Annotated in this window: 29 protein-coding genes; 2 read left to right on the top strand and 27 right to left on the bottom strand. The window is 70.1% G+C overall.

The genetic code is table 11. The features are described from left to right. Positions 1-60: 60 nt before the first annotated feature. Both ACWTPI_RS04400 and hisN read right to left on the bottom strand, forming a co-directional pair. Positions 61-1,314, bottom strand: coding sequence for an Hsp70 family protein (locus tag ACWTPI_RS04400; protein ID WP_454731026.1), 1,254 nt, complete (start codon positions 1,312-1,314; stop codon positions 61-63). 119 nt (positions 1,315-1,433) lie between these two features. Continuing rightward, the gene (hisN, locus tag ACWTPI_RS04395) at positions 1,434-2,225 is read right to left on the bottom strand and encodes a histidinol-phosphatase (protein ID WP_020205724.1); all 792 of its coding nucleotides are present in this window, start codon (positions 2,223-2,225) and stop codon (positions 1,434-1,436) included. A gap of 292 nt (positions 2,226-2,517) precedes the next feature. Here hisN and ACWTPI_RS04390 point away from each other — a divergent pair, with 292 nt between their 5' ends. Further along, the gene (locus tag ACWTPI_RS04390; RefSeq protein ID WP_059410676.1) at positions 2,518-4,020 is read left to right on the top strand and encodes a tripartite tricarboxylate transporter permease; all 1,503 of its coding nucleotides are present in this window, start codon (positions 2,518-2,520) and stop codon (positions 4,018-4,020) included. Between the two features lie 21 nt (positions 4,021-4,041). On the opposite strand, the gene ACWTPI_RS04385 is transcribed toward ACWTPI_RS04390, so the two are convergent. After that, positions 4,042-4,263, bottom strand: coding sequence for a hypothetical protein (locus ACWTPI_RS04385; RefSeq protein WP_020202061.1), 222 nt, complete (start codon positions 4,261-4,263; stop codon positions 4,042-4,044). A 202-nt stretch (positions 4,264-4,465) separates the two neighbouring features. On the opposite strand from ACWTPI_RS04385, the gene ACWTPI_RS04380 reads away from it, so the two are divergent. Further along, positions 4,466-4,708, top strand: a complete 243-nt coding sequence (locus ACWTPI_RS04380) for a hypothetical protein (RefSeq protein WP_020202062.1) — start codon at positions 4,466-4,468, stop codon at positions 4,706-4,708. A gap of 5 nt (positions 4,709-4,713) precedes the next feature. On the opposite strand, the gene ACWTPI_RS04375 is transcribed toward ACWTPI_RS04380, so the two are convergent. The 24 genes from ACWTPI_RS04375 to ACWTPI_RS04260 form a co-directional block, all read right to left on the bottom strand. Continuing rightward, positions 4,714-5,091: a hypothetical protein gene (locus tag ACWTPI_RS04375; protein WP_020202063.1), complete on the bottom strand. Its 378-nt coding sequence runs from the start codon at positions 5,089-5,091 to the stop codon at positions 4,714-4,716. A 142-nt stretch (positions 5,092-5,233) separates the two neighbouring features. Then, positions 5,234-5,518 carry a hypothetical protein gene (locus ACWTPI_RS04370; protein ID WP_020202064.1) on the bottom strand — a complete coding sequence of 95 codons (285 nt, stop codon included), beginning with the start codon at positions 5,516-5,518 and terminating at the stop codon, positions 5,234-5,236. 151 nt (positions 5,519-5,669) lie between these two features. After that, positions 5,670-5,873, bottom strand: a complete 204-nt coding sequence (locus ACWTPI_RS04365) for a cold-shock protein (protein ID WP_020202065.1) — start codon at positions 5,871-5,873, stop codon at positions 5,670-5,672. Positions 5,874-6,133: 260 nt separating this feature from the next. Next, positions 6,134-6,328 carry a hypothetical protein gene (locus tag ACWTPI_RS04360; RefSeq protein ID WP_059410674.1) on the bottom strand — a complete coding sequence of 65 codons (195 nt, stop codon included), beginning with the start codon at positions 6,326-6,328 and terminating at the stop codon, positions 6,134-6,136. A gap of 168 nt (positions 6,329-6,496) precedes the next feature. Beyond that, entirely contained in the window at positions 6,497-7,654 is a 1,158-nt protein-coding gene (locus ACWTPI_RS04355; RefSeq protein ID WP_020202068.1) for a CaiB/BaiF CoA transferase family protein, read from the bottom strand. 30 nt (positions 7,655-7,684) lie between these two features. Beyond that, positions 7,685-8,659, bottom strand: coding sequence for a Bug family tripartite tricarboxylate transporter substrate binding protein (locus ACWTPI_RS04350; protein WP_059410673.1), 975 nt, complete (start codon positions 8,657-8,659; stop codon positions 7,685-7,687). Between the two features lie 214 nt (positions 8,660-8,873). Further along, a complete protein-coding gene (gene gcvA, locus ACWTPI_RS04345) occupies positions 8,874-9,821 on the bottom strand; it encodes a transcriptional regulator GcvA (RefSeq protein WP_043365935.1) in 948 nt (315 codons plus the stop codon). 227 nt (positions 9,822-10,048) lie between these two features. After that, positions 10,049-11,254, bottom strand: a complete 1,206-nt coding sequence (locus ACWTPI_RS04340) for a CaiB/BaiF CoA transferase family protein (RefSeq protein WP_454731025.1) — start codon at positions 11,252-11,254, stop codon at positions 10,049-10,051. An 8-nt stretch (positions 11,255-11,262) separates the two neighbouring features. Continuing rightward, a complete protein-coding gene (locus ACWTPI_RS04335; protein WP_059410672.1) occupies positions 11,263-11,700 on the bottom strand; it encodes a MaoC family dehydratase in 438 nt (145 codons plus the stop codon). A 34-nt stretch (positions 11,701-11,734) separates the two neighbouring features. Continuing rightward, complete coding sequence (locus ACWTPI_RS04330) at positions 11,735-12,916, bottom strand: CaiB/BaiF CoA transferase family protein (protein ID WP_454731024.1); 1,182 nt, start codon at positions 12,914-12,916, stop codon at positions 11,735-11,737. After that, positions 12,916-13,689, bottom strand: a complete 774-nt coding sequence (locus ACWTPI_RS04325) for an enoyl-CoA hydratase/isomerase family protein (protein WP_454731023.1) — start codon at positions 13,687-13,689, stop codon at positions 12,916-12,918. Before ACWTPI_RS04325 ends, ACWTPI_RS04330 begins: the two co-directional genes overlap by 1 nt. 61 nt (positions 13,690-13,750) lie before the next feature. After that, a complete protein-coding gene (locus tag ACWTPI_RS04320) occupies positions 13,751-14,746 on the bottom strand; it encodes a Bug family tripartite tricarboxylate transporter substrate binding protein (RefSeq protein WP_020202075.1) in 996 nt (331 codons plus the stop codon). A 55-nt stretch (positions 14,747-14,801) separates the two neighbouring features. Further along, positions 14,802-16,463, bottom strand: a complete 1,662-nt coding sequence (locus ACWTPI_RS04315; protein ID WP_454731022.1) for an FAD-binding protein — start codon at positions 16,461-16,463, stop codon at positions 14,802-14,804. Positions 16,464-16,660: 197 nt separating this feature from the next. After that, positions 16,661-17,701 (bottom strand): alpha/beta fold hydrolase, encoded by a 1,041-nt coding sequence (locus tag ACWTPI_RS04310; protein ID WP_454731021.1) that lies wholly within the window; start codon positions 17,699-17,701, stop codon positions 16,661-16,663. Positions 17,702-17,938: 237 nt separating this feature from the next. Beyond that, positions 17,939-18,508 carry a globin family protein gene (locus ACWTPI_RS04305; protein WP_020202078.1) on the bottom strand — a complete coding sequence of 190 codons (570 nt, stop codon included), beginning with the start codon at positions 18,506-18,508 and terminating at the stop codon, positions 17,939-17,941. A 285-nt stretch (positions 18,509-18,793) separates the two neighbouring features. Continuing rightward, positions 18,794-19,363, bottom strand: coding sequence for a nitrogen fixation protein NifQ (locus tag ACWTPI_RS04300; protein WP_020202079.1), 570 nt, complete (start codon positions 19,361-19,363; stop codon positions 18,794-18,796). Between the two features lie 14 nt (positions 19,364-19,377). After that, entirely contained in the window at positions 19,378-19,686 is a 309-nt protein-coding gene (gene fdxB / locus ACWTPI_RS04295) for a ferredoxin III, nif-specific (RefSeq protein WP_059410666.1), read from the bottom strand. Between the two features lie 35 nt (positions 19,687-19,721). After that, the gene (locus ACWTPI_RS04290; RefSeq protein ID WP_454731020.1) at positions 19,722-19,913 is read right to left on the bottom strand and encodes a CCE_0567 family metalloprotein; all 192 of its coding nucleotides are present in this window, start codon (positions 19,911-19,913) and stop codon (positions 19,722-19,724) included. A 36-nt stretch (positions 19,914-19,949) separates the two neighbouring features. Continuing rightward, on the bottom strand, positions 19,950-20,462 hold the full coding sequence (locus ACWTPI_RS04285; RefSeq protein ID WP_454731019.1) for a NifX-associated nitrogen fixation protein: 513 nt from the start codon (positions 20,460-20,462) through the stop codon (positions 19,950-19,952). Then, positions 20,455-20,868, bottom strand: coding sequence for a nitrogen fixation protein NifX (nifX, locus tag ACWTPI_RS04280; RefSeq protein ID WP_020202083.1), 414 nt, complete (start codon positions 20,866-20,868; stop codon positions 20,455-20,457). The genes ACWTPI_RS04285 and nifX overlap by 8 nt, the downstream gene beginning before the upstream one ends. A gap of 58 nt (positions 20,869-20,926) precedes the next feature. Next, a complete protein-coding gene (nifN, locus tag ACWTPI_RS04275) occupies positions 20,927-22,318 on the bottom strand; it encodes a nitrogenase iron-molybdenum cofactor biosynthesis protein NifN (RefSeq protein ID WP_020202084.1) in 1,392 nt (463 codons plus the stop codon). Positions 22,319-22,347: 29 nt separating this feature from the next. Further along, complete coding sequence (gene nifE / locus ACWTPI_RS04270; protein WP_454731018.1) at positions 22,348-23,835, bottom strand: nitrogenase iron-molybdenum cofactor biosynthesis protein NifE; 1,488 nt, start codon at positions 23,833-23,835, stop codon at positions 22,348-22,350. Between the two features lie 179 nt (positions 23,836-24,014). Beyond that, positions 24,015-24,866, bottom strand: a complete 852-nt coding sequence (locus tag ACWTPI_RS04265; RefSeq protein WP_020202086.1) for a hypothetical protein — start codon at positions 24,864-24,866, stop codon at positions 24,015-24,017. 9 nt (positions 24,867-24,875) lie between these two features. Further along, positions 24,876-25,355 (bottom strand): hypothetical protein, encoded by a 480-nt coding sequence (locus ACWTPI_RS04260; protein WP_020202087.1) that lies wholly within the window; start codon positions 25,353-25,355, stop codon positions 24,876-24,878. Positions 25,356-25,359: the final 4 nt, after the last annotated feature.

Here is a 25,359-nt window from a genome sequence, read left to right as displayed (position 1 = left end):
CGGCGGGGAGAGGCCCCGCCGCCATGCGCCGCGCCGCGCTTTTTTCGCGCGGCCCGGCCCTCAGCCGAACTTGCGGCGCGCGTCCAGCGCCAGCCCCGAGCCGATGCCGCCAAACAGATCGCCCTCGATGCGCTGCGCGCCCGGGATCAGGTCGGACAGCCGCTCGCGCAGCAGCGGCACGCTGCTCGAGCCGCCGGTAAACAGCACGGTGTCGATGTCGCCGGCCCGCACGCCGGCGTCGCGCAGCAGCGCCTGCACGGTCTGCTCGGTCTTGCCGACCAGCTTGCCGATGGCGTGGTCGAAGTCGGCGCGGCCGATGGTCATGGTCTCGCCCGGCGCGATGCGGCCCAGGTCGAGTTCGGCATGCGGCTCGGCGGACAGCGCGATCTTGGCCGCTTCCACCTGGATCGCCAGCCAGTGGCCGGCGCGCTGCTTGATGAGGCTGATCAGGCGGTCGAGCTTGACCGTGTCGGCGGCGTCGCGGTAGTTGTCCATCACGTGCGACCACGCCTTGCGCGTGTACACCTGGTTGATGGTGTGCCAGCTCGCCAGGTCGAAGTACTGGCCGGACGGCATCGCCTTGCCGTTGCGCAGCTCGCTGCCCAGGCCGAGGAACGGCATCACGCTGGCCAGGCTCAGGCTCTTGTCGAAATCGGTGCCGCCGATGTGCACGCCGCCGTTGGCGAGGATGTCGCCGCGCCGGTCGGCCTTGCCGGCGCGCTCGGGCGACAGGCGCACCAGCGAGAAGTCGGAGGTGCCGCCGCCGATGTCGGCCACCAGCACCAACTCCTCGCGGCCGATGGTGGCTTCGTAGTCGAACGCCGCGGCGATCGGCTCGAACTGGAACTCGATGTCCCTGAAGCCGGCGTCGGCGGCGATCTCGCGCAGGGTCTGCTCGGCGAGCCGGTCGGCCTGCTCGTCCTCGTCGATGAAGAACACCGGGCGGCCCAGCACGACCCGCTCGAAGCGCGCGCCGGCGGCGCGCTCGGCGCGCTGCTTGAGCTCGCCGATGAAATGGGCGAGCAGCTTGCGGAACGGCATGGCCTGCCCCATCACCTCGGTGCTGTCTTCCATCATCGAGGTGCCCAGCAGGCTCTTGAGCGAGCGCATCAGCCGGCCTTCGTAGCCGGCCAGGTAGTCGCCGAGCGCGGCGCGGCCGTAGCTGACCAGCGGGTCTTCCGCATGGAAAAAGATCACCGACGGCAGCGTCAGCTTGTCGTCTTCCAGCGGCAACAGCGTGGCGTGGCCCGGACGGACCCAGCCCACCGTGGAATTGGAGGTGCCGAAATCGAGGCCGCATGCGTTTGACGTCATGTTTCTGGTTTCTTCCCGTGCTGCAAAAAAAGAGGTCCGCATCATACTCTTCCTGCGGACCGTGATCCGGCCGTGACGGCCTGCCGCGACACCCGCCGCGGGGCAGGCGCGGCGCGCGCCTACGCCGGCGCGTTGAGCAGCGCCAGGATCTGGCCGTGCAGGCGCGCGTCGCCGCAGGCCACCACGGTGCCGCCGTGCTGCGCGTCGCCGCCGCTCCAGCTCGTCATCACGCCGCCGGCGCCCTGCACAATGGGAATCAGCGCCTGCACGTCATACGGCTTGAGGCCGGCCTCGACCACCGCGTCGACGTGGCCGGCGGCGACCATGCAATAGGCATAGCAGTCGCCGCCGTAGCGCTGCATGCGCGCGGCATCGGCCACGCGCCGGAAGGCCGCGAACTGGGCCTCGTCGTCGAACATCTCGGGCGTGGTGCACATCACCTTGGCCTGCGCGAGCTCCGCGCAGGCGCGCGTGCGCAGCGGCTGGCCGTTGAGCCACGCGCCGCGGCCGTCGCCGCTGAAGCGCTCGCGCGTGTAGGGCTGGTCCATCACGCCCAGCACCGGGCGCTGGCCGTCGTTGAGCGCGATCAGCGTACCCCACAGCGGCAGCCCGGTGATGAACGCGCGCGTGCCGTCGATCGGGTCGAGCACCCAGGTCAGCGGCGAGCTGCCGGCCACGCGCCCCTCTTCCTCGCCGAGGATGCCGTGCTGCGGATAGCGCGCCCGGATCAGCGCGCGCATGGCGTGCTCGGCGGCCTTGTCCGCCTCGGTGACGGGATCGAAGCGCCGGCCGCCCTTGTCCTCCACCGCGGGCGCGCTGCGGAAATACGGCAGGCTGGCGGCACCGGCCGCCTGCGCGAGGCTGGCGGCGAAATCCATGTATTCGGTCAACTGCTCGGCGCTCAGCGGCATGGGGGCGTCCTGTGGCGAAGTGGAAGCGGCGCGCGGCCGGCAATCCGGCATTGTAGCGGGCCGCGGCCGGCACGCCGGCGCCGCGCGCGAAGGCCGCCCCGACGCGTTGGCGCCGGGCGGGCCGCGCCAGCCGCGGCGCATCGGTGAATACCCGCGAGCGGCCCCGCTGAAAGGCGGATGAAAGCACATCCGCCTAGTGTGATTGGTGAGCCACCGAGGCGCGCAACCTGCGCACGCCTGCTGTCGAGGACGATCTCGTGGCACCACACAATGCAGGCCGGGAGACGGCGTCATGGATCTGATCGAACATCTGGGCCTCGGGTTTTCCACGGCCCTGACGCTGCAGAACGTGGGCTACTGCTTCCTCGGCTGCGTGCTCGGCACGCTGATCGGCGTGCTGCCGGGCATCGGCCCGCTGGCCACCATCGCCATGCTGCTGCCGGTGACCTACACGCTGCCCCCGGTGGCCGCGCTCATCATGCTCGCCGGCATCTACTACGGCGCGCAGTACGGCGGCTCCACCACCGCCATCCTGGTCAACCTGCCCGGCGAGTCGTCCTCGGTGGTGACCACCATCGACGGCTACCAGATGGCGCGGCGCGGGCGGGCGGGGGTGGCGCTGGCCACCGCCGGACTCGGCTCGTTCTTCGCCGGCTGCGTGTCGACGCTGATCCTGGCGGCGTTCGCCACGCCGCTGTCGGAGCTGGCCTTCAAGTTCGGCCCCGCCGAATACTTCTCGCTGATGGTGCTGGGCCTGATCGGCGCCGTGGTGCTGGCCTCGGGCTCGCTGCCCAAGGCGGTGTCGATGATCGTGCTGGGGCTGCTGCTGGGGCTGGTCGGCACCGACGTCAACTCCGGCGCCGCGCGCTTCTCGTTCGACGTGCCCGAACTGACCGACGGCGTGGACTTCGTCGCGCTGGCGATGGGCATGTTCGGCTTCGCGGAGATCATCGCCAACCTCGAACAGAAGGAAAACCGCGAGACCTTCACCGACCACGTCACCAACCTGTGGCCGAGCCGCGCCGATTTCCGCCGCATGATCCCGGCGGTATTGCGCGGCACCGCGCTGGGCTCGGTGCTGGGCATCCTGCCCGGCGGCGGCGCGGCGCTGGCCTCGTTCGCGGCCTACTCGCTGGAAAAGAAGACCTCGAAGTATTCGAGCGAATTCGGCAAGGGCGCCATCGAAGGCGTGGCCGGCCCCGAGTCGGCCAACAACGCCGCCGCGCAGACTTCCTTCATCCCGCTGCTGACGCTGGGCATTCCGCCCAACGCCGTGATGGCGCTGATGGTGGGCGCCATGACCATCCACAACATCCAGCCCGGCCCGCAGGTCATGACCAGCAACCCGGCGCTGTTCTGGGGCCTGATCGCCTCGATGTGGATCGGCAACTTCATGCTCATCATCCTGAACCTGCCGCTGATCGGCATCTGGGTCAAGCTGCTGCAGGTGCCCTACCGCTACCTGTATCCGGCCATCCTGACGTTCTGCTGCATCGGCGTGTACTCGGTCAACAACCAGACCTTCGACGTGTTCACCGCGGCGGCCTTCGGCGTGATCGGCTACCTGTTCATCAAGCTCAAGTGCGAGCCGGCGCCGCTGCTGCTGGGCTTCGTGCTGGGGCCGATGATGGAAGAGAACTTCCGCCGCGCGCTGCTGCTGTCGCGCGGCGCGTTCACCGTGTTCGTCACGCGCCCGCTGTCGCTGGGCCTGCTGATCGCGGCGGCCGTGCTGGTGTGCATCGTGGCGCTGCCGTCGATCAAGGCCAAGCGCGAGGAAGCGTTCCAGGAAGAATGACGCGGGCGGCGCGCAGCCGCGCTAGGCGTTGCTGCGCGCCTCCGCGCGGTCGTGCCCGGCCCAGGTCAGGCGCCATCCGGACGTGGCCGTCTTGGCCACCAGGCCCGCGTCCTGCAGCAACAGCAGGTGGTGGCCGAGCTTGGATGCCTCGACGTTGCCAAGCGCCTTGGCCAGCTGGAGATCGCTCAGCATGGCCTGGCTGTCGGCCCGCAGCGCCGTCAGAACGCGGTCCGCGAAAGACATGTCTCGCCGCATTTGGTCCCCCTCCCGACGTGTCGGGCGCGCCGCCGGCGGCGCGCTCCTGCTGCCAGCATAGGCGCTAACGCGCGCGTCCACCGTGGGATTTTGCGCGGCCCGCCACACTGCCGCGCGCGCCAAACAAATCGCACACCCTCGCCGGCAAACGGCGTATGCTGCCCGGAAAACGCCGGCACGGGAGACAACGATGGCCAGACAGATCAAGCACAAGGCGGAACTGCGCGCGATGATCCGCGCCGAGCAGCAGAAACACGCGGAATGCGCCGGCACCTGCTTCGGCGACGTGGTCTGGCATGCGCCCGATGCCGATGGCTGCAACTGGACCCTTTCCACGATGGAAGGCGAGAACGGCAAGGCCTGCCTCGACAAGATCCGGCCCTTCACCGCATCGCTGCAGCAGACCTACAACGTGCCCGACGAGGGCAAGTAGTCCGGCTAGCTGGGGAAGCGCATGCGCGGCACGCCCGCGGCGGCGCGCGAGCCGACCGGGCGCAGTTCGCCGTCCCACGGCTGCGCCTGCGGGTCGAGCACGTAGTCGCCCTCGCCGCTCTTGTCGTAGAGGTTGTCGCGGATGGCCTGGCCGATGGCCAGGCGGCAAAGCGCCTCGGAGCTGCCGGCGACGTCGCCGGCCAGCGCCGTGTCATCGCTGGCCTGCACGCCGAACGAGCGCCGGCCTTCGCCGACGAAGCTGGTGAAGCGCACGCCGTTCGGGCGGCTGGCGTCGACGAAGCTGACGGCGACGTGATAGGCGATGCCCTTGCCCTCGCCCGGCAGGGTACACAGGAAGTTCGACGGTGCGGCAACCTTGCTCATGGTGTATGCGCTCGCAAGGCCGCGGCGCGCGCGGCCGGATTTGACAGCCGGACAGGCCGCCGGCGCGGACCGTCCCGCGCTGCGGGGGTCCGGCCATGTTACCGGGGATCGCCGCGGCCCGCGCGGCGGCCCCGCGCCGGTGTCAGAGCGATACCACGGACTGCCCGGGAACCGCGCCGTTGATGATGTCCTCGGCATAGCGCAGCACGCCGCGGCGCGCTGCGCCGACGTTGTCCCACTGGGTGCTGTCGAGGCGGAACGTGCGGGCCTGTCCGCCGCTGGGCTCGCCGCCCTCGCGGCAGATCACCACGGCGGCGTCGAAGGTCCGGTCGGGCCTGCGCTCGGGCCAGTTGCGCACCACCGCATGCTTGTAGACGAGCGGGTACAGGTCGTACCCCTTGTAGCTGGCAATCGGGTTGGTATCCATGATGCGCTCCGCGGTTCGATGCTCCCCACTCTACTCCTATCGCCCGCGCGGCCTGCCTTTTATTTGCGGCGGCGGCGGGCGTCGCGGCCATAAAAAAAACCCCGCCAGGCGGGGTTTTTTTCAGCGGTGAAGCTGGGTGAAGCTGCGGCGATCAGATCGGTTCGATCTTGGTCGCTGCCGGGCCCTTCTGGCCCACGCCGGCGACGTAACGCACCTTCTGGCCTTCCTGCAGGGACTTGAAGCCGCTGCCCTGGATTTCGGAGAAGTGCGCGAACAGGTCGTTGCCGCCTGCGTCCGGGGTGATGAAGCCGAAGCCCTTGGAATCATTGAACCACTTGACGGTACCGGTTTCCATGCTGGATATCCTTTAAACCTTAAAAGTTCTGAATGAGCCTGATGCTCACCAGGCACGACGATCAAGGAAGGAACATGGAGCAATTGAATCGCCGCTTGGAGGGGACGATCCATAACATCGGAGTAACCGCTTGAAAGACCTGCACCAGCGTTTATACAGGCCGGCGGGGATGGTGTCAACGAAGCTGCGAAAAAAGTCTGCCGCGCGGCGCAAAAAGGACCGGGGCGAGACCCTTTTGCCGGGCGCCCGGCCCCGCGCGCTCAGTCTTCGTAGCCATCCAGCCCGACCCGGTACAGCGTGGCGCCCACTTTCTCGAGCAGGGCGCGCGCCGCGTCCGTGAACGGCTCGCTGGCCAGCAGCGCGGCCAGTCCCGCCACGGCGTCGTCGACCGAAAGCTCGACCGTTTCGTCGGTGGCGATGCGCTCGAAGGTACTGATCACTACGGTGGGATCCATCCGGACTCTCCTGCAAAGACGTGTTTGGCCGCCCGCGCGCCATGCCCGGGCCGGCAAGCTGCCGCGCATGGTAGCACCAGCGCGCGGCGCCGGCGCCCCTGCCCGCCCGGGGCCAGGCAGGGCCGCGGCGGCGGGCACGGCTTCAGCCCCGGGAGGGCAGCGCCGCGCCTAGCCGAGCCATTGCCGCATGACGTCTTCGTTGTGCTCGCCCACTTCGGGGGGCGCCGTCCAGCCTTCGGTGATGTCGAAGCCGCTGTAGCGCACCGCCGGGCCGAGCGTGGGGACCTCGCCATAGCGCGGGTGGCGCAGGGTCAGCTGCATGCCCCGGTGGCGCACCTGCCGGTTGGCGAAGACCTGGCTCATGCTGTTTACCGGCGCGCAGGGCACGCCGGCTTCCTCCAGCCGGGCGAGGATGTCGTCGGTGGCCCACTTGCGCACTTCCTCGTCGAGCGTGGCATAGAGCTCGTCGCGGTGCACCACGCGGGCCGGCATCGTGCCGTAGCGTTCGTCCCGCAGCAATTCCGGGCGGCCCAGGATCTTCACGAACGATTCGAAGAAATTCTGGAAGCCCGCGCCGATCACGGCCCAGCCGTCGCGCGTCTCGAACGCTTTGTAGGGCACCTGCTGCGCGTGTTCGGAACCCCACTTGCGGGGTTCCTCCCCGGTCATCAGGTACTCGAGCGCGGCGTTGGCGAGGAAGGCGACCTCGCTTTCCAGCAGGCTGGTCATGACGTGCTGCCCCCGGCCGGTGCGCTCGCGCTGCAGCAGGGCGGCGACGATCGCCGTCTGGCAGTTCATCCCCGCCAGCATGTCGAACGCGGACGTGCCGAGCTTGACCGGCGCCCCCTCGCGGGAGCCGGTGATGCTCATGTACCCCCCCACCCCCTGGATGGTCAGGTCGAACGCGCCGAGCGCGGCGTCCGGGCCGTCGGCGCCGAACCCGGATATCGACGCATAGACCAGCCGCGGCGACGCGGCCGCGAGCGTCTCGTAGTCCAGGCCCATCCGTCCCATGACGTCGGGACGGAAGTTCTCCAGCACGACATCGGCCTTGAGGCACAGCGCGCGCGCGGTCTGCCGGCCCTCGTCGCTGCGCAGGTCGAGCACGATGGAGCGCTTGTTGCGGTTGGTCGCGTACCAGGTGATGCCGTTGTCCTTGAAGTACGGCGGCCCTTGCTCGCGCAGCGGATCGCCGCCGCCGGGGGACTCCACCTTGACCACGTCCGCGCCGAGGTCCCCGAGCAACTGGGCACAGTAGGGCCCGGCGAAAAAGCGGGTGAAATCGAGCACCCGTACGCCGCTCAGCGGCTTGTCTGTCTTCTGCATGGTTTTCTCTCTCCTTGGGATGGGCGCGATCTACTCGGCCTTGATTTTCGCTTCCTTGACGATCCTGGACCAGTTGTCGACCTCGGAACGGATGCGCGCCTGGACCTGCTCGGCGGGAAGGTTCACCGCCTGCACGCCCTGCTTGTCGAAGGCGCGCCCGACCTCCGGCGACGCCACGATGCGCGCGACCTCGGTGCCCAGCTTGTCCACGGCGGCCCTGGGCGTCCCCTTGGGCACGGCAAGGCTGTAGAGCGCCGTCACCTCGAACCCGGGGATGCCGGTCTCGGCCACGGTGGGGACATTGGGATACTGCGCCAGGCGCTGCCCGCTGGTCACGGCCAGCACGCGCAGCTTGCCGGCGCGGACGTGGGGCTCGATCGTCGACGTGCTCTCGACGGTGAAGGCCACTTCGCCGCCCAGCAGCCCGACGACGGAGGGGCCGCCCCCCTTGTAGGGAACGTGCGTGGCCTCGAAGCCGGCGGCCCGCTTGAGCATCTCCGTGATCAGGTGCGGCGTGCTGCCGATGCCGGAGGAGGAATAGTTGTACTTGCCCGGGTCCGCCTTCATGAGCTTGATGAATTCGGCGAAGTTCTGCGCCGGGAATTTGTCGGCGACCACCAGCGCGTAGGAGCCGACGCCCAGGCTGGCGACGGGCATGAAGTCGCTCACCGGATCATAGGGAATGCCCTTGTAGAGGCTGGGGCTGGCCGAGAACATGATGGAATTGACCATCAGCATGGTGTAGCCGTCGGCCGGGGACTTGGCCGCGATGGAGGTGCCGACCGTGATGCCCGCGCCGGGGCGATTGTCCACCACCACCGGCTGCCTGATCGTGAGCGAGAGCTTGTCGCCCACGATGCGCGCGAGGTTGTCGTTGGCGCCTCCGGGCGGCTGCGGGACGATGAGCCGGATCGGCTTGTCGGGATAGGTGGGCTCGGCCACGGCCGACGTGGCGAATACCGCGGCGCTCAGCACGACCATCGAAGCCATGAACTTCTGCAGCATGGATGTCTCCTTTTTTTATGGTTTCCACCGTGGTGGCGACACCACTGTGTCACGGTGCCGCGAGGGTAGAAAGCGATAAAAAGTTGTCAGGTCATGCGTGCGGAAGGGGCGAGCGCCAGGCAGGGCGCGTGCCGTGCGTCAAGCGCCGTGTGTCAAGCGCCGTGTGTCAGCGCCGGGCGTCGAAACGGCGCGGCGGCCGGCGCGGGGGAAGGATTCAGGCCTGCTGCGCGGCGCCGGCGCCGGCGTCGCGGACGTCCCGGACCGTCTGCCGGCGCGCTTCTTCGTGGATCCAGGAACGGAACAGTTCGAGCCTCGACTCGTTCTTCTTTGCCTCCGGAAATACCAGGCAATAAGCGTCCTCGCTGGTGAACGTGCCGGGGAACGGCGCCACCAGGCGGCCGGTCGCCACCTCGTCCTCGATCAGGATGCGCGGCAGCAGCCCGAGGCCCAGCCCGGCCACCGCCGCCTGCAGCACCATGTAGAGATGCTCGAAGCGCGGCCCGGCAAGGCCGTTGACGCCGTGCACGCCACGGCTCTGCATCCACTCGGGCCAGCAGGTCTGGCGGCTGGTCTGCTGCAGCAGCACATGGCGCCCGAAGTGGTCGATGGACAGCAGGTTCTCCCGGTTGGCCTGGTAGTAGCTCTGGGAACACACCACCAGCAGTTCCTCGCCCACCAGCTTCTCCGTCACCACCGCGCCCGGCCAGTCGTTGGCGCCGTAGTAGATCGCGGCATCGAAGGGCTCGGACTGGAAATCGAAGGGCTTGGCGCGCGTGGAGAGGTCGACGAATATGTTGGGGAACCGCGTGGAGAATTCCGCCAGCCGCGGGATCAGCCACCGGGTGCAGAACGCGGGCGGCGTCGCCAGCCGGATGATGCCGCCCTTGCCCTTGTGCGCCAGCAGGTTGACCGTGGCGGTCTGCATCTGCTCGAGCGAGGCGCGGATGTCCTCCACGTAGCTCTGCCCCGCTTCGGTCAGGACCAGGCGCTTCTTGACCCGCTGGAACAGCATCAGGCCCAGGTATTCCTCGGTCTGCCGGATCTGCCGGCTGACGGCGCTCTGCGTGAGATTCAGTTCCTGCGCGGCCCGGGTGAAGCTCAGGTGGCGCGCGGCCGCCTCGAAGGTACGCAAGGCGGTCAGTGAAGGTAGTTGCCAGCTCATCGTTCGACCATAGGGCGCTTACCAAGCCTTGCGTAAAGCCCTCAGTTCCTCCATGTCATCCGGCGCGGCACCGCGCGCCCGGTCTTCATCCCACGCTGCGGGGCTGCCTTCACGACGACGACGCCGGCTCCGCCCGCGGCGGCGCGAAGGCTCGCATCCGCCGGGTCGGGCGCCGGGCCCCGGCGGGCTTCCGGATCATAGCATCGCGGGTAGCGCCGCCGGCCGGCTCATATGACGCCGCGCCGGCGCAGGCCCGCGATGTCGTCCGCGGACAGGGCCAGCCATTCGGCCAGCACGTCGGCGCTGTGCTGCCCGACCGCCGGCGGCGCGGTCCAGCCGGCGCCGACGTCGAAGGCCGAATAGGTGACTGCCGATGCGATCTGCGGCGTCACGCCGCCCGCGGGGCCCGCCGAGCCGGCCACCATGTCCCGGTGGGTGTCGCGGCAGTGCGCCAGCGCCTCCTCGATGCTGTGCACCAGCGCGTGCGGCACGCCGGCCTCGCGCAGCCCGATGGCCAGCGCCGCGAAGTCGAACTCCGCGATGCGCGCATCGAGCAAGGCATAGAGCTCCGCCTGGCGGGCGACGCGCGCCGCGGCCGACGAGAAGCGCGGGTCGCGTTGCAGGCTGGGCCGGCCGATGGCCGACACGAGCGCCATGAAGTGATCCTCGCGCGCGGCGTCGATCACCAGCCACCGGTCGTCGCGCGTGCGAAACGCCTTGCGCGGCGCGGCGCGCGTGCTGGCCGCGCCCCGGCGCCCGGGCACCTGCCCGGTATGGAAATGATCCACGGCGGTGTCGAGCAGGAGCGCCACCTGGCTTTCCAGCAGGCTGGTCTCCACGCGCTGGCCCATGCCGGTCGCCAGCCGCTGCAGCAGCGCCGCCGCGATCGCGGCCTGGCAGTGCATGCCGGCGGCGAGGTCGATCGCCGAGGTGCCGAGCTTGATCGGGCCGGCATCCTCGTCGCCGGTCAGGCTCATGTAGCCGCCCAGCGCCTGGATGGTCAGGTCGAAGGCGCCGCTGCGGCTGTCCGGCCCCTCCGAGCCGTATCCCGAAATGGAGGCGTGGATCAGCCGCGGCGCGGCGCCCGACAGGCTCTCGTAGTCGAGCCCCAGGCGCGCCATCACGCCAGGCCGGAAATTCTCGACCAGCACGTCCGCCTGGCCGGCGAGACGGCGCGCCAGGGCGACGCCTTCGGCCGACTTCAGGTCCAGCGTGAGCGAGCGCTTGTTGCGGTTGCACGCCAGGAACGTCAGGCCATTGCCCGCGTGGAAAGGCGGGCCCTGGAGACGCAGCGGATCGCCGGTGCCGGGCAGCTCGACCTTGACCACGTCCGCACCCAGGTCGCCCAGCAGCATGGTGCAGTAGGGTCCGGCGAGCACGCGGGTGAAGTCGAGCACCTTCAGCCCGGCATAGGGCTTGGGCTTGTCATGCATCGGGCGACTCAATCGACGAAGGCCTTGATGTGGGTCGCCACGGCCACGACCTTGCCATGCTGGTTCAGGCATTCCACCTTGGCGGTGATGCGGCGGCTGGCCGGGTCCACGCTGTCCACGACATAGCGCGTGGTGACGGTGTCGCCGAACCTGACGCCGTCCAGGAAGCGCACCTTGTCGTAGCCGAGCGACACGGTGCGCCCTATGCGCAGCCTGGCCGACGCCGTCGACATGAAGCCCATGAGCAGGGTGCCGTGGGCGATGCGCGTGCCATACCCGCCCTTGCGCATGTATTCCTCGTCCACGTGGTTGGGCGAGAAGTCGCCGGTGATGCCCGCGTACAGATAGACGTCGGACTCGGACACGGTCTTGGTGAAGACGACGGTGGTTCCGACGACGACGTCTTCGATCTTGCCCGACGGCGATTGAAAGTATTCGAGTTCCATGAAGAAGGTCTCCGGGGTTGGCATGGTTCAGGGTTTAGGGAACTAGGGGTGCAACCTGGTCCGCGGGCGCGAGCCAGTCCTGCAATACGCTCTCGGTGTGCTCGCCGGCCACGGGCGGCGCCATCCAGTCCTCGGCGACGGCAAAGGCGGAATACCTGGCGGGAGGGCCGAGCACGGCGCGCGCGCCGGGCCGCCCGCCCGGCAGGTCGACGCGCATGCCGCGATGGCGCACCTGCCGGTGTGCAAAGACCTGCGCCAGGTCGTTGACCGGCGCGCACGGCACGCCCGAGCGCTCCAGCCGGCGCAGGAGGTCGCCGGTGCCGTGGCGCGCCGTTTCCGCATCCAGGGCGGCATATAGCGCGGCGCGGTTCTGCACCCGCCCGGACATGGTGGCGAAGCGGGCATCGGCAGCGAGGTCCGGACGGCCGAGCTCCTGCACGAACGCCGCGTACAGGTTCTGGAAGCCGGCCGCCACGACGATCCACCCGTCAGCCGTGCGAAAGGCCTTGTAGGGGACCTGCTGCGCGTGCTCCGACCCCCAGCGCGCGGGCTGCGGCCCGCCCAGCAGGCATTCCACGGCGGCGTTGGCCAGAAAGGCGATTTCCGATTCGAGCACGCTCGTCGAGACATGCTGGCCCAGCCCCGTCGCCGCGCGCTGGAACAGCGCGGCAAGGATGGCCGACTGGCAGTTGACGCCGGTCAGGGCCTCCAGGGCCGAGGTGCCAAGGCGGCTGGGCGCGCCGTCCCGCCCGCCGGTGATGCCCATGTAGCCCCCGGCGGCTTCGGCCAGCAGATCGGCGGCGTCCTGCGGCGCGGGGCCAGCGGGCATCACCGCCGGCACCACGCGCGCATACACCAGCCGCGGCGCGGCCCGCGACAGCTCGGGCCAGCCAAGACCCAGCCCGTCGAGCGTGGCCGCGGGCAGCGCGTCGATCAGCACGTCGGCGCGGCTGCACAGACGGCGCAGCAGTTCGCGCCCCTCGCCGGTGTGCGGGTCCGCCGACAGCGATCGCTTGTTGCGGTTGAAGGCCGCGTGGCAGGCCGCGCCCGCCGTCCACGCGCCGTCCACGCCGTCCACGCGGACCACGTCGGCGCCCAGGTCGCCCAGGCACTGCCCGCCATACTGGCCGGCGACCGAACCGGCGGAGAACTCGAGCACCCGCAGGCCCCGCAGCGCCTTGCCGGCGCCCGGCGAAGAAGAATCGGGAAGGGACATTATCTGCCTCGAAACACCGGGCGCCGTTTCTCGAAGTGCGCGCGCATGCCTTCTTCGTTGTCCTGCGTGGCATCCAGCGGGCGGCGCAGGCGCTGGTCCAGCGCCCCCGCTTCGCGCAGCGACAGGCTGGCCCCTTCGTTCAGCGAACGCTTGAGCGCCGCCAGCGCCAGGGGCGCGGTCGCCTCCATCTCCCGCGCCCAGTTCAGCGCCTCGTCGAGCAGGTGTTCCGCCGGCACGACGCGATCGACCATGCCGAACCGGTGCGCGTCCTCGGCGCCGAACCGGCGCGCGGTAAACAGCAGGTCCTTGGCGCGGGTCACGCCGACGATGCGGCTGAGCGTCACCGGCCCGCCGCTGCCGGGATAGGCGCCCAGCGTCATCTCGGGAAAGCCGAACGTGGCATTGTCCGCCGCCACGCGCAGGTCGCACGCCAGCGCCAGCTCGGCGCCGCCGCCCAGGCACCAGCCGCCGACGGCGGCAATCACCGGCATGGGCAAGTCCCAGAGTTCTTCGGAAAGCGTGAGCAGAAGCTGGCTCTGGGCCGCCTTCTGCTCACGGGACAGCGTCTGGCGCTGCTTGAGATCGGTGCCGGCGGAAAAGGCGCGCCCGGCGCCGGTCAGGATGACCGTGCGCGCCTCGGGCATGGACGCGGCGCGGCCCACCGCGTCGCGCAGCGCCTGCACCAGTTCCGACGACAGCGCGTTGAGCGCCTCCGGCCGGTTCAGCGTGAGTACCAGCGATGCGCCGCGCATCTCTTCGATCAGAATGCTCACGAGCCTTGTCTCCTTTTCTGGTTTTGTGCCGCGCCGCCGGGGCGGACCCGGCGCGGCATGGTCAGTCGCTCTTGATGTGCGTGTCGCGCACCACCTTGAGCCACAGGGCGGACTCCTTCTTTATCAGTTCGTCATACGCCGGCGCGGTGCTCGGCGCCGCTTCGGCACCCTGCGCGGCGAGCTTCTTGATCAGCTCGGGATCGGCCAGCGCCCGGTTGAGCGCCTTGTTCAGGACCGCGATCACGCTCGCCGGGGTCCCCGCGGGCGCGACCAGGCCGAACTTGCCCGACACGTCGAAGCCCGGATAGCCCGACTCCGCCACCGTCGGCAGCGCGGGAAACAGCGCCGTCCGCTTCGGACCGGTGATCGCCACGCCCCGCAGCGTGCCGGGCGTGACGAACGGCACCAGCGCCGCCACGTTCTCGAAGGTGGCCTGCACCTGGCCGGCCATCAGGTCGGTCAGCGACTGGCCGCCGCCCTTGTACGGGACATGCGTGATCGACGCCTTCGTCACCGACTTGAAGAGTTCCGCCGCCAGATGCGTGGCGCTGCCGTTGCCGGCCGAGCCATAGTTGATGGCTCCCGGCTTGGCGTTCGCCAGGTCGACGAACTCCTTGACGGTATGCACCGGCAGCTTCGGATTCACCGCCAGCATGTAGGAGACCGTGGCGATTTCGCCGATCGACACGAAGCTCTTGATGGGATCATAAGGCAGCGAGGGATACAGCCCGGCGGCCGAGGTGTGCGGCAGGGTATTGATGATCAGGATCGTGTAGCCGTCCGGCGTCGCCTGCGCGGCGTAGGTGGTGCCGATCGTGCCGCCGGCGCCGCCGCGGTTGTCGATGTAGACCTGCTGCTTCAGTTCCTCCGCCAGCTTGGGCGCGACGATGCGGGCCAGCACGTCGTTGCCGCCGCCGGGCGGATACGGCACGACCAGCCGCACCGGCCGGCTCGGAAAGGCATCGGCCGCCTGCGCCGCCGGCACCCCGATGGCGAGCGATAGCGCGCACAGGAGCGAGGCTCCCGCGTGCCGCGAGTGTGTGGTTCCGAATCTCATGTTGTCTCCGTTCTATTTATGGAATGCAAAAGCCCTGCTGGCAAGCCCGCGCCGGCTAGTGGATGGGTTCGAGGCTCTGGACCAGTTCGTCGTTGCCGCCGCGGGTGAAGGCGATGTGCTGCAGCCAGCGGGTGTTGTCGGTGGCGGGAAAGTCGGTGCGCTGGTGCGCTCCGCGGCTTTCCGTCCGGCCCAGCGCCGCCTGCAGGACGGTGGTGCCGACTGCCGCCATGCGCCGCGCCTCGCGCAGCTCCACCGCGGCCTCGCGGCTGCCCGCGCGCATCCGGAAGATGTTCTCGCGCAGCGCGCCAAACGCGGCCAGGCCCGCCGTGAGGCCAGGCCCGTTGCGCCAGATGCCGGCCGCCTCCGAGAGAACCTTGCGCATGTCTTCCTTGGCCTGGCGCACATCCTCGGCGCAAGCGCCGCCGTCGGCGTGCGCCAGACGGGCGATGGCGCTGGCTTCGATGGCGGGCCAGTCGCGCGCCGTCGCGGGCAGCATGCCGCGCGCCGCACCGCCGCCGGCGATGGCGCCGAAGACGAGCGTGTCGCTGCAGCCATTGCCGGCGATGCGGCTGGCGCCGTGCACGCCGCCCGCGGCTTCGCCGCCGACGTACAGGCCCGGCACGCCGGACCAGCAATCGCCGTCGACCGCCACGCCGCCCATCATGCTGTGGGCCGCGGGCGCGACGATCGGCGGGGTGGTGGCCGGATCGACTCCCGCGGCGCGCAGCCTGCGGCAATGCGATACGTAGCTTTCGCGCTGCTGCTCGCTGAGCACGGTGGCGTCGAACGCCACGCCGCCCTCGGGAAACCCGCGCCCCTCGTCGATCTCGCGCTGGATGAACAAAGCCAGGCGCGCCTTCTCGATGCCGCGTTCGCCCAGCGGCGGGTTGTAGCCGAGCATGAAGCGCTCCCCGCGGTTGTTCAGCAGGTGCGCGCCGTCGCCAAGCATCGAGGTCGGCATTTCCATGCCCCGGCATTCCTGCGGCCAGACCGTCACGACCGGCTCGAACTGGACGAACTCCATGTCGATCAGGCGCGCGCCGGCATCGAGCGCCATGCCGAGGCCGTCCGCGCCCACGTCGACCGGATAGGTGCTGTCGGCGTAGAGGCGGCCGATCCCGCCCATCGCGATGACGACGGCGCGCGCATGCACCACGGTGATCTGGTCCGAATGGGGCTTCCACAGGACGGCGCCCACCACGTCGGCGCCATCGCGCAGCAGCTCGACCGCCTTTTGCCCCGCGATCTGGTGGATGCCGAGGGAGCGCGCCCGGTTCGCCATCACCTGCAGGATGGCGCCGCCCGTGCTCTCGGGCACGAACACCGACCTGGGATAGCGGTTCCCGCTCAGGTGACGCTGCAATACCTGGCCGCTGCCGTCGGCGGAATCGGCGGCGTGGGCGAAGGGCACGCCCCAGGCGACGAGCTCGTGGAACGCATCGACCGATTTCTCCGCCAGCAGGCGCACCAGCCGCCGGTCGTTGAGGAAGTAGCCGCCCTTGAGCATGTCCTCATAGAACACGTCGGGGCTGTCCATCGGGTCCACGCTGCCGATCGGCGCATTGAAGCCGATGACGTAGGGGGACGCGCCCCGGGCACGGTAGGCCAACGTGACGTCCGCTCCCTGGGCCTGGGCCGCAAGGGCGGCGCGAAAGCCGGCCATGCCGCCTCCCAGGACCAGCACATCCGTCGATACCACCTCCACTTTCCACTGCATCCAGCCTCTCCTTGACATGCCCGCAACCAGGTTGGGGTATGGCAAGGATTCTGAATGCGCCACCGGGGAAGAGAAAGCGACGATTCCTTTCGGTTTGATGAGTAAAACGCACCAACCGGCGCCACCGCGCCGGCGCCGCGGCCCGCGCGCGGTGGCCGACGCGCTATGCCGCCGGCGCGCGCCGGCGGCGGCCAGCCTTAGCGGTTCGCCGGCAGCGCCGGCAGCGCGGCGAGCCCGTCGAGCAGCGCCTTGTGGAAGGCCTGCGGGTCCTGCATCTGCGGCGCGTGGCCCATCTCGGGGAATTCCACCAGCTTCGCGTTGGGCAGCGCCGCGAGCGTCTGCCGGGCCAGCTCGGGGTAGTTGCCGACCCTGGCGCGCACGTCGGGCGGCGCGGCGTCCTTGGCGATGGCGGTGGTGTCCTTGTCGCCGATCAGCAGCAGCGTCGGCGTCTGCAGCGCGCCCAGCTCGTAGACCACCGGCTGGGTGAAGATCATGTCGTAGATCAGCGCCGAATTCCACGCCACCTGCTGCTTGCCCGGGCCGCGGTTCAGGCCGGCCAGCATCTGCACCCACGGCTCGTAGTCCTGGCGCCACGTGCCCGAGTAATAGGTGGCCTGCTCGTAGCTGCGGATCTTGTCGGCGCTGGTGGCCAGCTCGCGCGCGTACCACTGGTCGACCGACAGCGAGGGCACGCCCTTGGCCTTCCAGTCTTCCAGCCCGATCGGGTTGACCAGCGCGAGCTGCGCGGTCTGCTGCGGATACATCAGCGCGTAGCGTATCGCCAGCATGCCGCCGGTGGAGTGTCCGATCACCACCGCCTCCTTGACGCCGATCGATTCCAGCAGCGCGTGCGTGTTGCGCGCCAGCTGCTGGAACGTGTACTGGTAGCGCGCCGGCTTGCTGGACTTGCAGAAGCCGATCTGGTCCGGCGCCACCACGCGGTAGCCCGCGGCGCCGAGCGCCTTGATGCTGCCCTCCCAGGTCGCCGCGCAGAAGTTCTTGCCGTGCAGCAGCACCGCGGTGCGCCCGTTGGGATGCGCCGGCCGGATGTCCATGTAGGCCATGTGCATGGCCTCGCCCTGCGAGGTGAAGTCGTATTGCCGGACCGGCGCGGGGTAGTCGAAGCCCTGCAGCTCGGGGCCGTAGGCCGGGCCTTCGTCGGCGGCGAGCGCGGGCGCGGCGGCGGCGATGGCCGCCGTGCCCAGCAGGGGAAGCAGGAATTGGCGTGACAGACGCATGACAGGAAATCCTGGCGAAGAAAGGGGGAAAAACGGGCGGGCAGCGGACGGGCGGTGCGGCCACCGGATCGGGCCGCGCCGCCGCGGCAACGGCATCGTAGCGGAAAGCCGCCGCGGCTGCAGCGCGGCCGGTGGCGGCTCCGCCACCTTGGAGCCGCTACCGCCCGCGGGGTTCCCCGCCGCCCGCGCGCGCGCGCATGGCGCGGCATTCCCCGCTGCGGTGCTTCGCGGCGGCCGTCAGCCGCGCCCGGGACGGGCCTCGCCGCGCGCGTCGGGCGGCGGCGCCGGGAACCAGCTGCGCACGGTGTCGTAGGGATAGCGCGTGAGGCCGGCGTGGCGCGCCTGCGGCGCCAGCAGGTGCACCGACAGCGGCTCGGCCCAGCCCCAGAAATCGGCGCGCAGCGCGGGCGGGAAACCGGCATCGTCGAAGGCGTGCCAGAGCTGCACCAGCCACAGCTCGCGCCCTTCCTCGTCGAGCAGCAGCGGCAGGCCGGCGCCGGCCTGCAGGTGCGCGTGGTGCTGGCTGTAGTACAGCGGCCCGCCGCACGACTCGACCACGAAGTCGGCCACGCGCGAGGCCACGCACTCGAAGCAGTTGCCGGCGCGCGCGAACAGCGGCGTGAGCCGCAGCCGCCGCATGTGATGCATCACCAGCTCGCGCAGGCCGCTTTCCTCGCAGATCGCCAGCAGGCGGTGCGGCGGCTGCGGCAGGACCGGCAGGCAGCCCGCCGGCGCCTCGCGCCGGCCCGGCTGCGCCTCGGAGACCGGCCAGTGCAGCGTCAGGTAGCAGGCCCGCGTGCACGGCACCCAGCGGGCGCCAGACGGCGATGATGTCGATGACGGCAATGTCGGCGATGTCGGGGAAGGCGATGCGGGCGCGGCGCGGTGGTGCGGATCCATGAGCGTGTCGGGATTGTGGTCCGGTTTGTCGGCTATGGTGCTGGCTCTTGTGTCGGTTATGGCTGGTTATATATTGCCGTATATAACGGTAGACGTGCCAACGCAATTTCCATGCCGTGACCAGAAAAACGACGGCCTGCGCACGCGCAAGCGTCGCCATCGCGGCGTGACAGGTCGGGGGAGCCGCGTCCGCTACTCGGCTCCGAAGCACATGGCGTAATCGGAACACACGCCGCAGCTCGGCGCCTTGCACAGGAAGATCTCCTCCTGCTCGCACAACTGCTTGTAGAAGAACTTCTTCCACTTCATGTCGTGCGTGTTCTTCGCCGCGAGCCGCGGGAACCAGCGGCCGATCAGCGCGGACAGCTCGCGCCGCGACGGCAGCAGCAGGTCCTGCCACAGGTGGTTGTCGCCGAGGCTGGCGCAGGCCAGCGCATGGGCCACCTGGTTGGCTTCCTCGGCGGGCCCGGCGGCGGGATCGGCGTGCGCGTTGAGCAGCGCCACCAGGTCGTCGAACTCGTCCAGGCGCGCCCCGGCGCGGCTGGCGCCGGCCAGCGCGTCCCAGGCCAGCCCCAGCGCCAGGTCCGCGCCCGGAAACCAGCGCGCCAGCAGCCGGCGCGTCTGGCCGGCGTCGAGCCCCGGCAGCGGCAGCAGGCCGGTGCCGCCGCGCGCGAAGCCGGCCGACAGCACGCCGGCCAGCGCCAGCGCGGTGGGATCGTCCCGGTCCGCCGCGCATGCCATCAACACCGCCCGATAGTCCATGACCGGCTCCTCGCTCACAACGCGGCGGCGGCGTGCGTGTAGCACTTCTTCGGGCAGATCTTCGCGCACGCCGTGCAGCCGATGCACAGCTCCTTGTGCGCGATGGTCATGACCTTCTTCTCGTACTCGTCGTCCTCGTCGTCGTCGCCGGCCAGCGCGATGTGCTCGCCGTCCTCGTCCAGGCCGACCAGCTCGAGCACGCCGCGCGGACAGACCCGGAAGCAGCGGCCGCAGCCGATGCATTTCTCCTCGTCGAGCGCGGCGACGAAGGTCGGCGTCCAGATGGCGCCGCTGGGCAGGGTGACGCTGAACATGTCGCTCATGGCGGTTCTCCGTTCTCCGTGGGCGGGCGCGTGGCTCAGGCCACCGCGGCCTTGCGCGCCGCCATCAGCGCGGCGTGGGCGTCGTGGCAGCGCTGCGCCACGGCGAGGATCTGCTCCCAGTTGGTGGGCAGCTCCTCGGACAGGTCGTGCAGGTCCATCTTGGCCTGCGTGGCCTGCGCGTTGAGTTTCTTCAGGCGCGCCTTGAGTTCGTCGGCTTCGGTGCTCATGGTGGTCTCGTTCCTCTCGTTCCTTTCGTTCCGCCTTCAGGCGCCGTAGCGGGCCACGGCCGGATAGGCCTCGATCATGCCGATCGCCTCGTCGAGGAACCTGCCGCCGGCGTCGGCCAGCTTCTCCAGCGACGGAAAACCGAAGCGGTGCACGTCGCGCAACTGCTTGTTGACCACCACCAGCCGGCCGGCCAGCAGCACCAGGCGGCCGAAGCCCTCGTGGCTCATCTTCATCATCGGCGAGACCATCTGGCCGGTCTGGCGCTCGATGGCCACGGCGATGGCGCTGTAGAAGATTTCCAGCCGCCACAGCGTCTCGGGGTCGGGGTCGCCCATCAGCGGGATCGCGCGGCGCTCCTCGGGGGTCAGGATGTAGGGCTTGAGCAACTGCATGTCGCTCTTGCCGTCCCACGCGCCGTGGGTGTCCTGCGCGCGCAGCTGCTTGACCAGCTGCTGCACGAACGGCGTGGCGAGCAGCGCCGCGTCGTCGGTAGCGGCGGTGGCGGCGGTGGAATTGGCGGTGGGCGCTTCGATGCTGGCGTCAGCCATGAGATACCTCGTCGTCTTCGAAATCGTGGGCACGCTCGCCGTCCTTGGCCAGCGCCTTGCGCAGCCACGGCGGCGGCGTGCCCTTGAGCACCTGCTGCAGCCGGCCGAGGATGTCCTCGATGCCCTCGGGCTGCGGCACCTTGATCGGGTGGATCTTCAGCGCCACCACGCGCGCCGCGCCGGAGCCGCCGATGGCGGCCACGTAGAGGATGGCGCAGTCCTTGATGGCGTCCAGCTTGGGCGCGAGCTTGTCCTCGTCGCCGTCTTCCTCCAGCTTGCCGCCGAAGTCGAACGACTCGACGAAGCGGTAGCCGTGCGGCGTGACGTCGTAGGTGACGATGCTCTTGGCCCAGCCGAAGTGCGCATCGACGTACTGCTTGTCCTGGGTGGCGAACGCTATCTTCATGCTCAGTGCTCCTTGGTGTGGATCGGGTAGCCGTTCAGGTATCCACTCGGGTATCCACTCACGCGCCGGCGGCGACGACCGGAATGTCCACCGCGCGCGCCGGGTCGCGCGCGGCGAGGTCGAGCGCCGCCTGCGGCAGCGGCCAGTCGCCCGGGTGATGGTGCGCGATCTGCTCGATCATCAGGTTGGCGACCTCGAAGATCAGGTTCATGGTGCCGCGGTAGCCGACCTGGCGGCGATGCGCGTTGCCGACGCGGTCGAACAGCGGAAAGCCCGCGCGCAGCAGCGGCTTGCCCAGGCGCGCGGCCATCTGCCGGCCGTGCGAATGCGTGATGAGCAGGTCGCAGCCGGCGGCGGCGCGCTCCATGTCCTCCAGGTCGCCGAGCACCACCTGCTGCGCCGGCAGCAGCGCGTGCGCGGCCGACTGCGTGGTGCTGACGCAGCAGCACAGCTCGGCGCCCATCTCGTGCAGCAGGCCGCCGAGCGCCAGCAGCAGGTCGGGCTCGGCGCCGATGGCGACCTTGATGCCGCCGGTGTAGAAATGGCCGTCGAGCATGGCGTCGAGCAACTGGCTGCGCTGGCGCCGGTACCTGGCCGGCACCGGCCGCCCGGAAAGTTGCGCGAGCCGCTCCAGCAGGCGGTCGTTGGCCTCCAGCCCGGTCAGCCGCGGGAAGATCTCGAACCCGGTGCCCGCGATCGATTGCAGCGCCTCGGCCGCCTCGCGGGTCTGCTCGCCCACGCCGATGGTGAAGGCCGAGGCGCCAGCCGCGCGGATCTGCGCGAGCGTGGTGCCGCCCAGCGTGGTGCCGCGCCAGTCGGGCGCGATGTGCCCGTCCAGCGAGCCGGAGATGTCGGGCAGCACGATGGCCTCCAGGCCGAATGCCTCGACGATCTCGCGCAGCTCGTCGATGTCGCCCGGCGACAAATGGCTGCCCGGCAGCAGCGTGACCTGCCCGGCCGCGACCGGCAGCGGCCTGACCAGCGCGCGCACCACCGCGGTGACGGCGTGCTTGTAGCCGTCCTCGAACGCGCCCACGTAGTCGGGCGTGGAGACGTAGACGATCTCGGTGTCGGCCAGCTCCGGCTTGCGCTGGCGCGCCGTGACCAGGTAGCCCTCCACGTCGTCGCCCTTGGTCTCGGTCAGGCCCGTGGAGCAGATGGCGATGATGCGCGGCGCGGCGCGCTTGCGGATGTTGAGCAGCGCCGCCTCGATGTTCTCGTAGCCGCCCAGGATGGTGGTGACTTCGTTCATCGCCGTGGTCTGCAGCGGGATCGCCTCCTTGAAATGGCGCACCAGCAGCACCAGCCCGAACGAGGTGCAGCCCTGCGAGCCGTGCATCACCGGCATGCAGGCATCGAGCCCGAGGAAGGCGAAGCTCGCCCCGAGCGGCTGGCTCATCTTGAGCGGATTGACCGCGCAGGCTTTGCGGGATTCGACGACTTGGGCCATGCTGGCTCCTGGCGATGGCGGCGCGGCCTTCAGGCCGGCACGGCGGCGGGTTGCGGGGCAAATTGCGGGGCAGGTTGCGGGACAGGTTGCGGGACCGGTTGAGCGCCGGGCAGCGCGCCCAGGGTCTCGCCGTCGTCGCCCCACGGCGCCGGGATGCGCACCTGCTGCCACACCGGGTTGTGGATCGCGCGGTCGATCTCGTGCACCAGCTCGACGATGCCCTCGTAGCCGGCGTAGGGATGGTGGCGCTCCTGGTTGATGTCCAGCCACGGCATGCGCGCCTTGAGCGCGACGAACTGCGAGCGCCCGCCCGAGAGCATGATGTCGGCGCGCGCCTCGCGGAGCATGTTGTACATCTCGCGCGGCGTCATGTCGTCGATCATGTGCGCGTCGTCGCCCATGATCTCCTTGATCTTCTGCTTGTCCTCGGCGGTGCTCTTCTTGATGCTGGTGCCGACGATCTCCAGCCCCGCCTCCTGCAGCGCCGCCACCACCGACCACGACTTCACGCCGCCGGTGATGAGCAGCACGCGCTTGCCGGCCAGGCGCTCCCGGTACCGCGCGATGCGCTGCCAGGCGCGCGCTTCCTCCGACGCGATCAGCCGCTCGGCGCGCGCCAGCAGGTCGTCGGGCGCGCCCTGGCGCACCAGCAGCGCGGCGATCTGCCGCAGCGTGTCGCTCATGTCGCCGATGCCGTAGAACGAGCCCTCGAAGTAAGGGATGCCGTAGCGCTGCTGCATCTTGGTGGCGATGTTGATCATCGACTTCGAGCACACCATCATGTTGACCCTGGCGCGGTGCGCGCCGGCGATCTCGTTGTAGCGGCCGTCGCCCGAGATGCACGACAGGATGCGGATGCCCAGCGCGTCGAGCAGCGGCTTGGTCTGCCACAGCTCGCCGGACAGGTTGTACTCGCCGATGATGTTGATGTCGTAGGGCGTGGTGTAGTCGGGCTCGCGCGTGCCGATCACGTAGTCCAGGATGGCCTCGCCGCCAAGCTTGTTGCCGAGGTTCTTGGGCCCGGCGAAGCCCGGCGCGTTGACCGGGATCACCGGCTTGCCGAACTTCTCGCTGGCGCGCTTGCACACCGCCTCGATGTCGTCGCCGATCAGCGCGGTGACGCAGGTCTGGTAGACGAACACCGCCGGCGGGTCGTATTTCTCGATGATCTCGCGCACGCTGCGGAACAGGCGCTTCTCGCCGCCGTAGATCACGTCGAGCTCGTTGATGTCGGTGGTGAAGCCGGTGCGGTAGAGCTGCGAGCCGGACGACGCCGCGTGGCGGTTGTCCCAGGCGTTGCCCTCGCAGGCGATCGGCCCGTGCACGAGGTGGGCCACGTCCACCACCGGCTGCAGCGCGATCTTGGCGCCGTCGAACGCGCAGCCGCCCGCGGCCGCGCCGGGCGAGAGCTGCTTGGTGCAGCCCTTCTTGCGCTCCTTCTCGCTCTTGCCCTGGTTCTTGTCGCAACCGGGCTCGTCGAACACTTCGGCGATCTTGGCTTTCAGCGAAACTGACATGACGGGCTCCTTGCCGGTACGTACCCTTGCACTGGCAATTTCCGTACCACGCGCAAAGCGCCACAAAACCGACGCGGCGGCCACATGACAGTCAGGGAGACACGCGCCGGCACCGGTGTCTTGGCGCGTTTGAATGGATTGCGACAAAGCATTCGCGACACAGCGCCGGCGGCGCGCGCTCAGCGCCGGTCCGCGTTTTCGGCGCCAGTGCCCGTGCCGACCCCGGCACCGATCCCCGCCTGCGCGATGGCCCGCGCGCGCGCTTCCAGCAGCGCGTCCGGCTGTGCGGGCTCGCGCACGGCGAGATAGGCGGCCAGCGCGCGGCGCAGGCTCGGCGCGCGCTGGTAGACGGCTTCGGCGTGGCCCGGGTAGGCGGCGTAGTCGCAGCAGCACACGGCCAGCAGCTGCTCGAAGCGCTCGGGCCGCGCCTCGGCCTCCACGCGCTCGAGCAGCGCGGCGATGGCGCCGGCGCGCAGGTCGCACGCGCGATGCACGCGGTCGCACTCGGCCACCGCCAGCAGCGTCAGGTCGAGCGCGTCGGCGGGCAGCGCGATGCGCCGCGCCAGCGCGGCCAGCAGGATCATGCCGCGCGCGCCGTGCCCGGGATGGCTCGGCCACACCGCCGGCGGCGTGCGGCCCATGCCGATCTTGTGCAGCAGCGCCGCCAGGCGCACCGCCAGCGGCGCGTTGCGGCGCGCGGCCTGGGCCAGCGCGCGCAACTGGTGCTCGCCGACGTCGAGCGGCTCCGGCCCGTCGGCGCCGTGCGGCACGCCGAACAGCGCGTCGAGCTCGGGCAGCAGGCGCTTGAGCCCGGCGCAGCCGCGCATGGCCGCGAAGAAGCCCAGCGGATACGGCGCCATCAGCGCGCGCGCGAGCACCTGACCGCGCTGCGCGGGCGTGAGCCGCTCGATGGCGTCCATCTGCACCGCGCTCACCATCAGCGCCTGCTCCGCCACGCCGAGCGTGGCGGCCTCGCTCTGCGCCGCCAGCAGCGCCAGCCGGATCAGGTCCTGCGCGGTGATGGTGGCCACGGCGCGCGCTCAGTTGTCGTCGGCCAGCACGTCGAGCGCCACCAGTTGCGCGTGCAGCGCGCGCCGCGCGCGCCAGTTCGGCGCGCCGGCCAGGCGCGGGTCGGCGCCCTCGAAGGCGCCGACCGCGTCGCGCTCGTTCCAGTAGATGCAGGCGCCGCCGCGCGCGTCCAGCGCCGCCGCCAGCGCCGCGCGCTCGCTCACCGGCTCGCGCCGGAACACGCCGCGCCCGAGCAGGTGGTCGGCGCGATAGAGCGGCGTGTCCCAGCCATGCTCGGCGCCGAGCGCGCTGATCGCCGGGTATTGCGCGCGCGCCGGCTCGCCGGGCTGGTGGCCCAGCAGCGCGAGCAGCGCGCGCGCCGTGGTCTGGTCATGGATTTCCCGGCGCGACAACGGGTCGGACGCCGCCACCTTGCGGGCGAAGTCCTCGTCGTCGTAGGCAAACCAGGCCCGCGGCACGCCGCCGGCCGGCAGTTCGACCACATAGATCACGGCA

Source organism: Cupriavidus ulmosensis (genome assembly GCF_977008105.1).
Note: the sequence above shows the minus strand (reverse complement) of the source record. Positions and strands in the feature narration are given on the sequence as shown.

Coding starts and splice junctions, on each gene's coding strand:
- gcvA (WP_043365935.1), bottom strand. CDS start 9,821: ATGAGCTGGCAACTACCTTCACTGACCGCCTTGCGTACCTTCGAGGCG.
- ACWTPI_RS04310 (WP_454731021.1), bottom strand. CDS start 17,701: ATGCGTCTGTCACGCCAATTCCTGCTTCCCCTGCTGGGCACGGCGGCC.
- ACWTPI_RS04285 (WP_454731019.1), bottom strand. CDS start 20,462: ATGGCTGACGCCAGCATCGAAGCGCCCACCGCCAATTCCACCGCCGCC.
- ACWTPI_RS04335 (WP_059410672.1), bottom strand. CDS start 11,700: ATGGAACTCGAATACTTTCAATCGCCGTCGGGCAAGATCGAAGACGTC.
- ACWTPI_RS04340 (WP_454731025.1), bottom strand. CDS start 11,254: ATGCATGACAAGCCCAAGCCCTATGCCGGGCTGAAGGTGCTCGACTTC.
- hisN (WP_020205724.1), bottom strand. CDS start 2,225: ATGCCGCTGAGCGCCGAGCAGTTGACCGAATACATGGATTTCGCCGCC.
- nifE (WP_454731018.1), bottom strand. CDS start 23,835: ATGTCAGTTTCGCTGAAAGCCAAGATCGCCGAAGTGTTCGACGAGCCC.
- ACWTPI_RS04365 (WP_020202065.1), bottom strand. CDS start 5,873: ATGGAAACCGGTACCGTCAAGTGGTTCAATGATTCCAAGGGCTTCGGC.
- ACWTPI_RS04375 (WP_020202063.1), bottom strand. CDS start 5,091: ATGAGCAAGGTTGCCGCACCGTCGAACTTCCTGTGTACCCTGCCGGGC.
- ACWTPI_RS04355 (WP_020202068.1), bottom strand. CDS start 7,654: ATGCAGAAGACAGACAAGCCGCTGAGCGGCGTACGGGTGCTCGATTTC.
- nifX (WP_020202083.1), bottom strand. CDS start 20,868: ATGAAGATAGCGTTCGCCACCCAGGACAAGCAGTACGTCGATGCGCAC.
- ACWTPI_RS04330 (WP_454731024.1), bottom strand. CDS start 12,916: ATGTCCCTTCCCGATTCTTCTTCGCCGGGCGCCGGCAAGGCGCTGCGG.
- ACWTPI_RS04370 (WP_020202064.1), bottom strand. CDS start 5,518: ATGGATACCAACCCGATTGCCAGCTACAAGGGGTACGACCTGTACCCG.
- ACWTPI_RS04290 (WP_454731020.1), bottom strand. CDS start 19,913: ATGAGCACCGAAGCCGACGAACTCAAGGCGCGCCTGAAGAAACTCAAC.
- nifN (WP_020202084.1), bottom strand. CDS start 22,318: ATGGCCCAAGTCGTCGAATCCCGCAAAGCCTGCGCGGTCAATCCGCTC.
- ACWTPI_RS04315 (WP_454731022.1), bottom strand. CDS start 16,463: ATGCAGTGGAAAGTGGAGGTGGTATCGACGGATGTGCTGGTCCTGGGA.
- ACWTPI_RS04320 (WP_020202075.1), bottom strand. CDS start 14,746: ATGAGATTCGGAACCACACACTCGCGGCACGCGGGAGCCTCGCTCCTG.
- fdxB (WP_059410666.1), bottom strand. CDS start 19,686: ATGAGCGACATGTTCAGCGTCACCCTGCCCAGCGGCGCCATCTGGACG.
- ACWTPI_RS04385 (WP_020202061.1), bottom strand. CDS start 4,263: ATGTCTTTCGCGGACCGCGTTCTGACGGCGCTGCGGGCCGACAGCCAG.
- ACWTPI_RS04380 (WP_020202062.1), top strand. CDS start 4,466: ATGGCCAGACAGATCAAGCACAAGGCGGAACTGCGCGCGATGATCCGC.
- ACWTPI_RS04300 (WP_020202079.1), bottom strand. CDS start 19,363: ATGGACTATCGGGCGGTGTTGATGGCATGCGCGGCGGACCGGGACGAT.
- ACWTPI_RS04390 (WP_059410676.1), top strand. CDS start 2,518: ATGGATCTGATCGAACATCTGGGCCTCGGGTTTTCCACGGCCCTGACG.
- ACWTPI_RS04400 (WP_454731026.1), bottom strand. CDS start 1,314: ATGACGTCAAACGCATGCGGCCTCGATTTCGGCACCTCCAATTCCACG.
- ACWTPI_RS04350 (WP_059410673.1), bottom strand. CDS start 8,659: ATGCTGCAGAAGTTCATGGCTTCGATGGTCGTGCTGAGCGCCGCGGTA.
- ACWTPI_RS04360 (WP_059410674.1), bottom strand. CDS start 6,328: ATGGATCCCACCGTAGTGATCAGTACCTTCGAGCGCATCGCCACCGAC.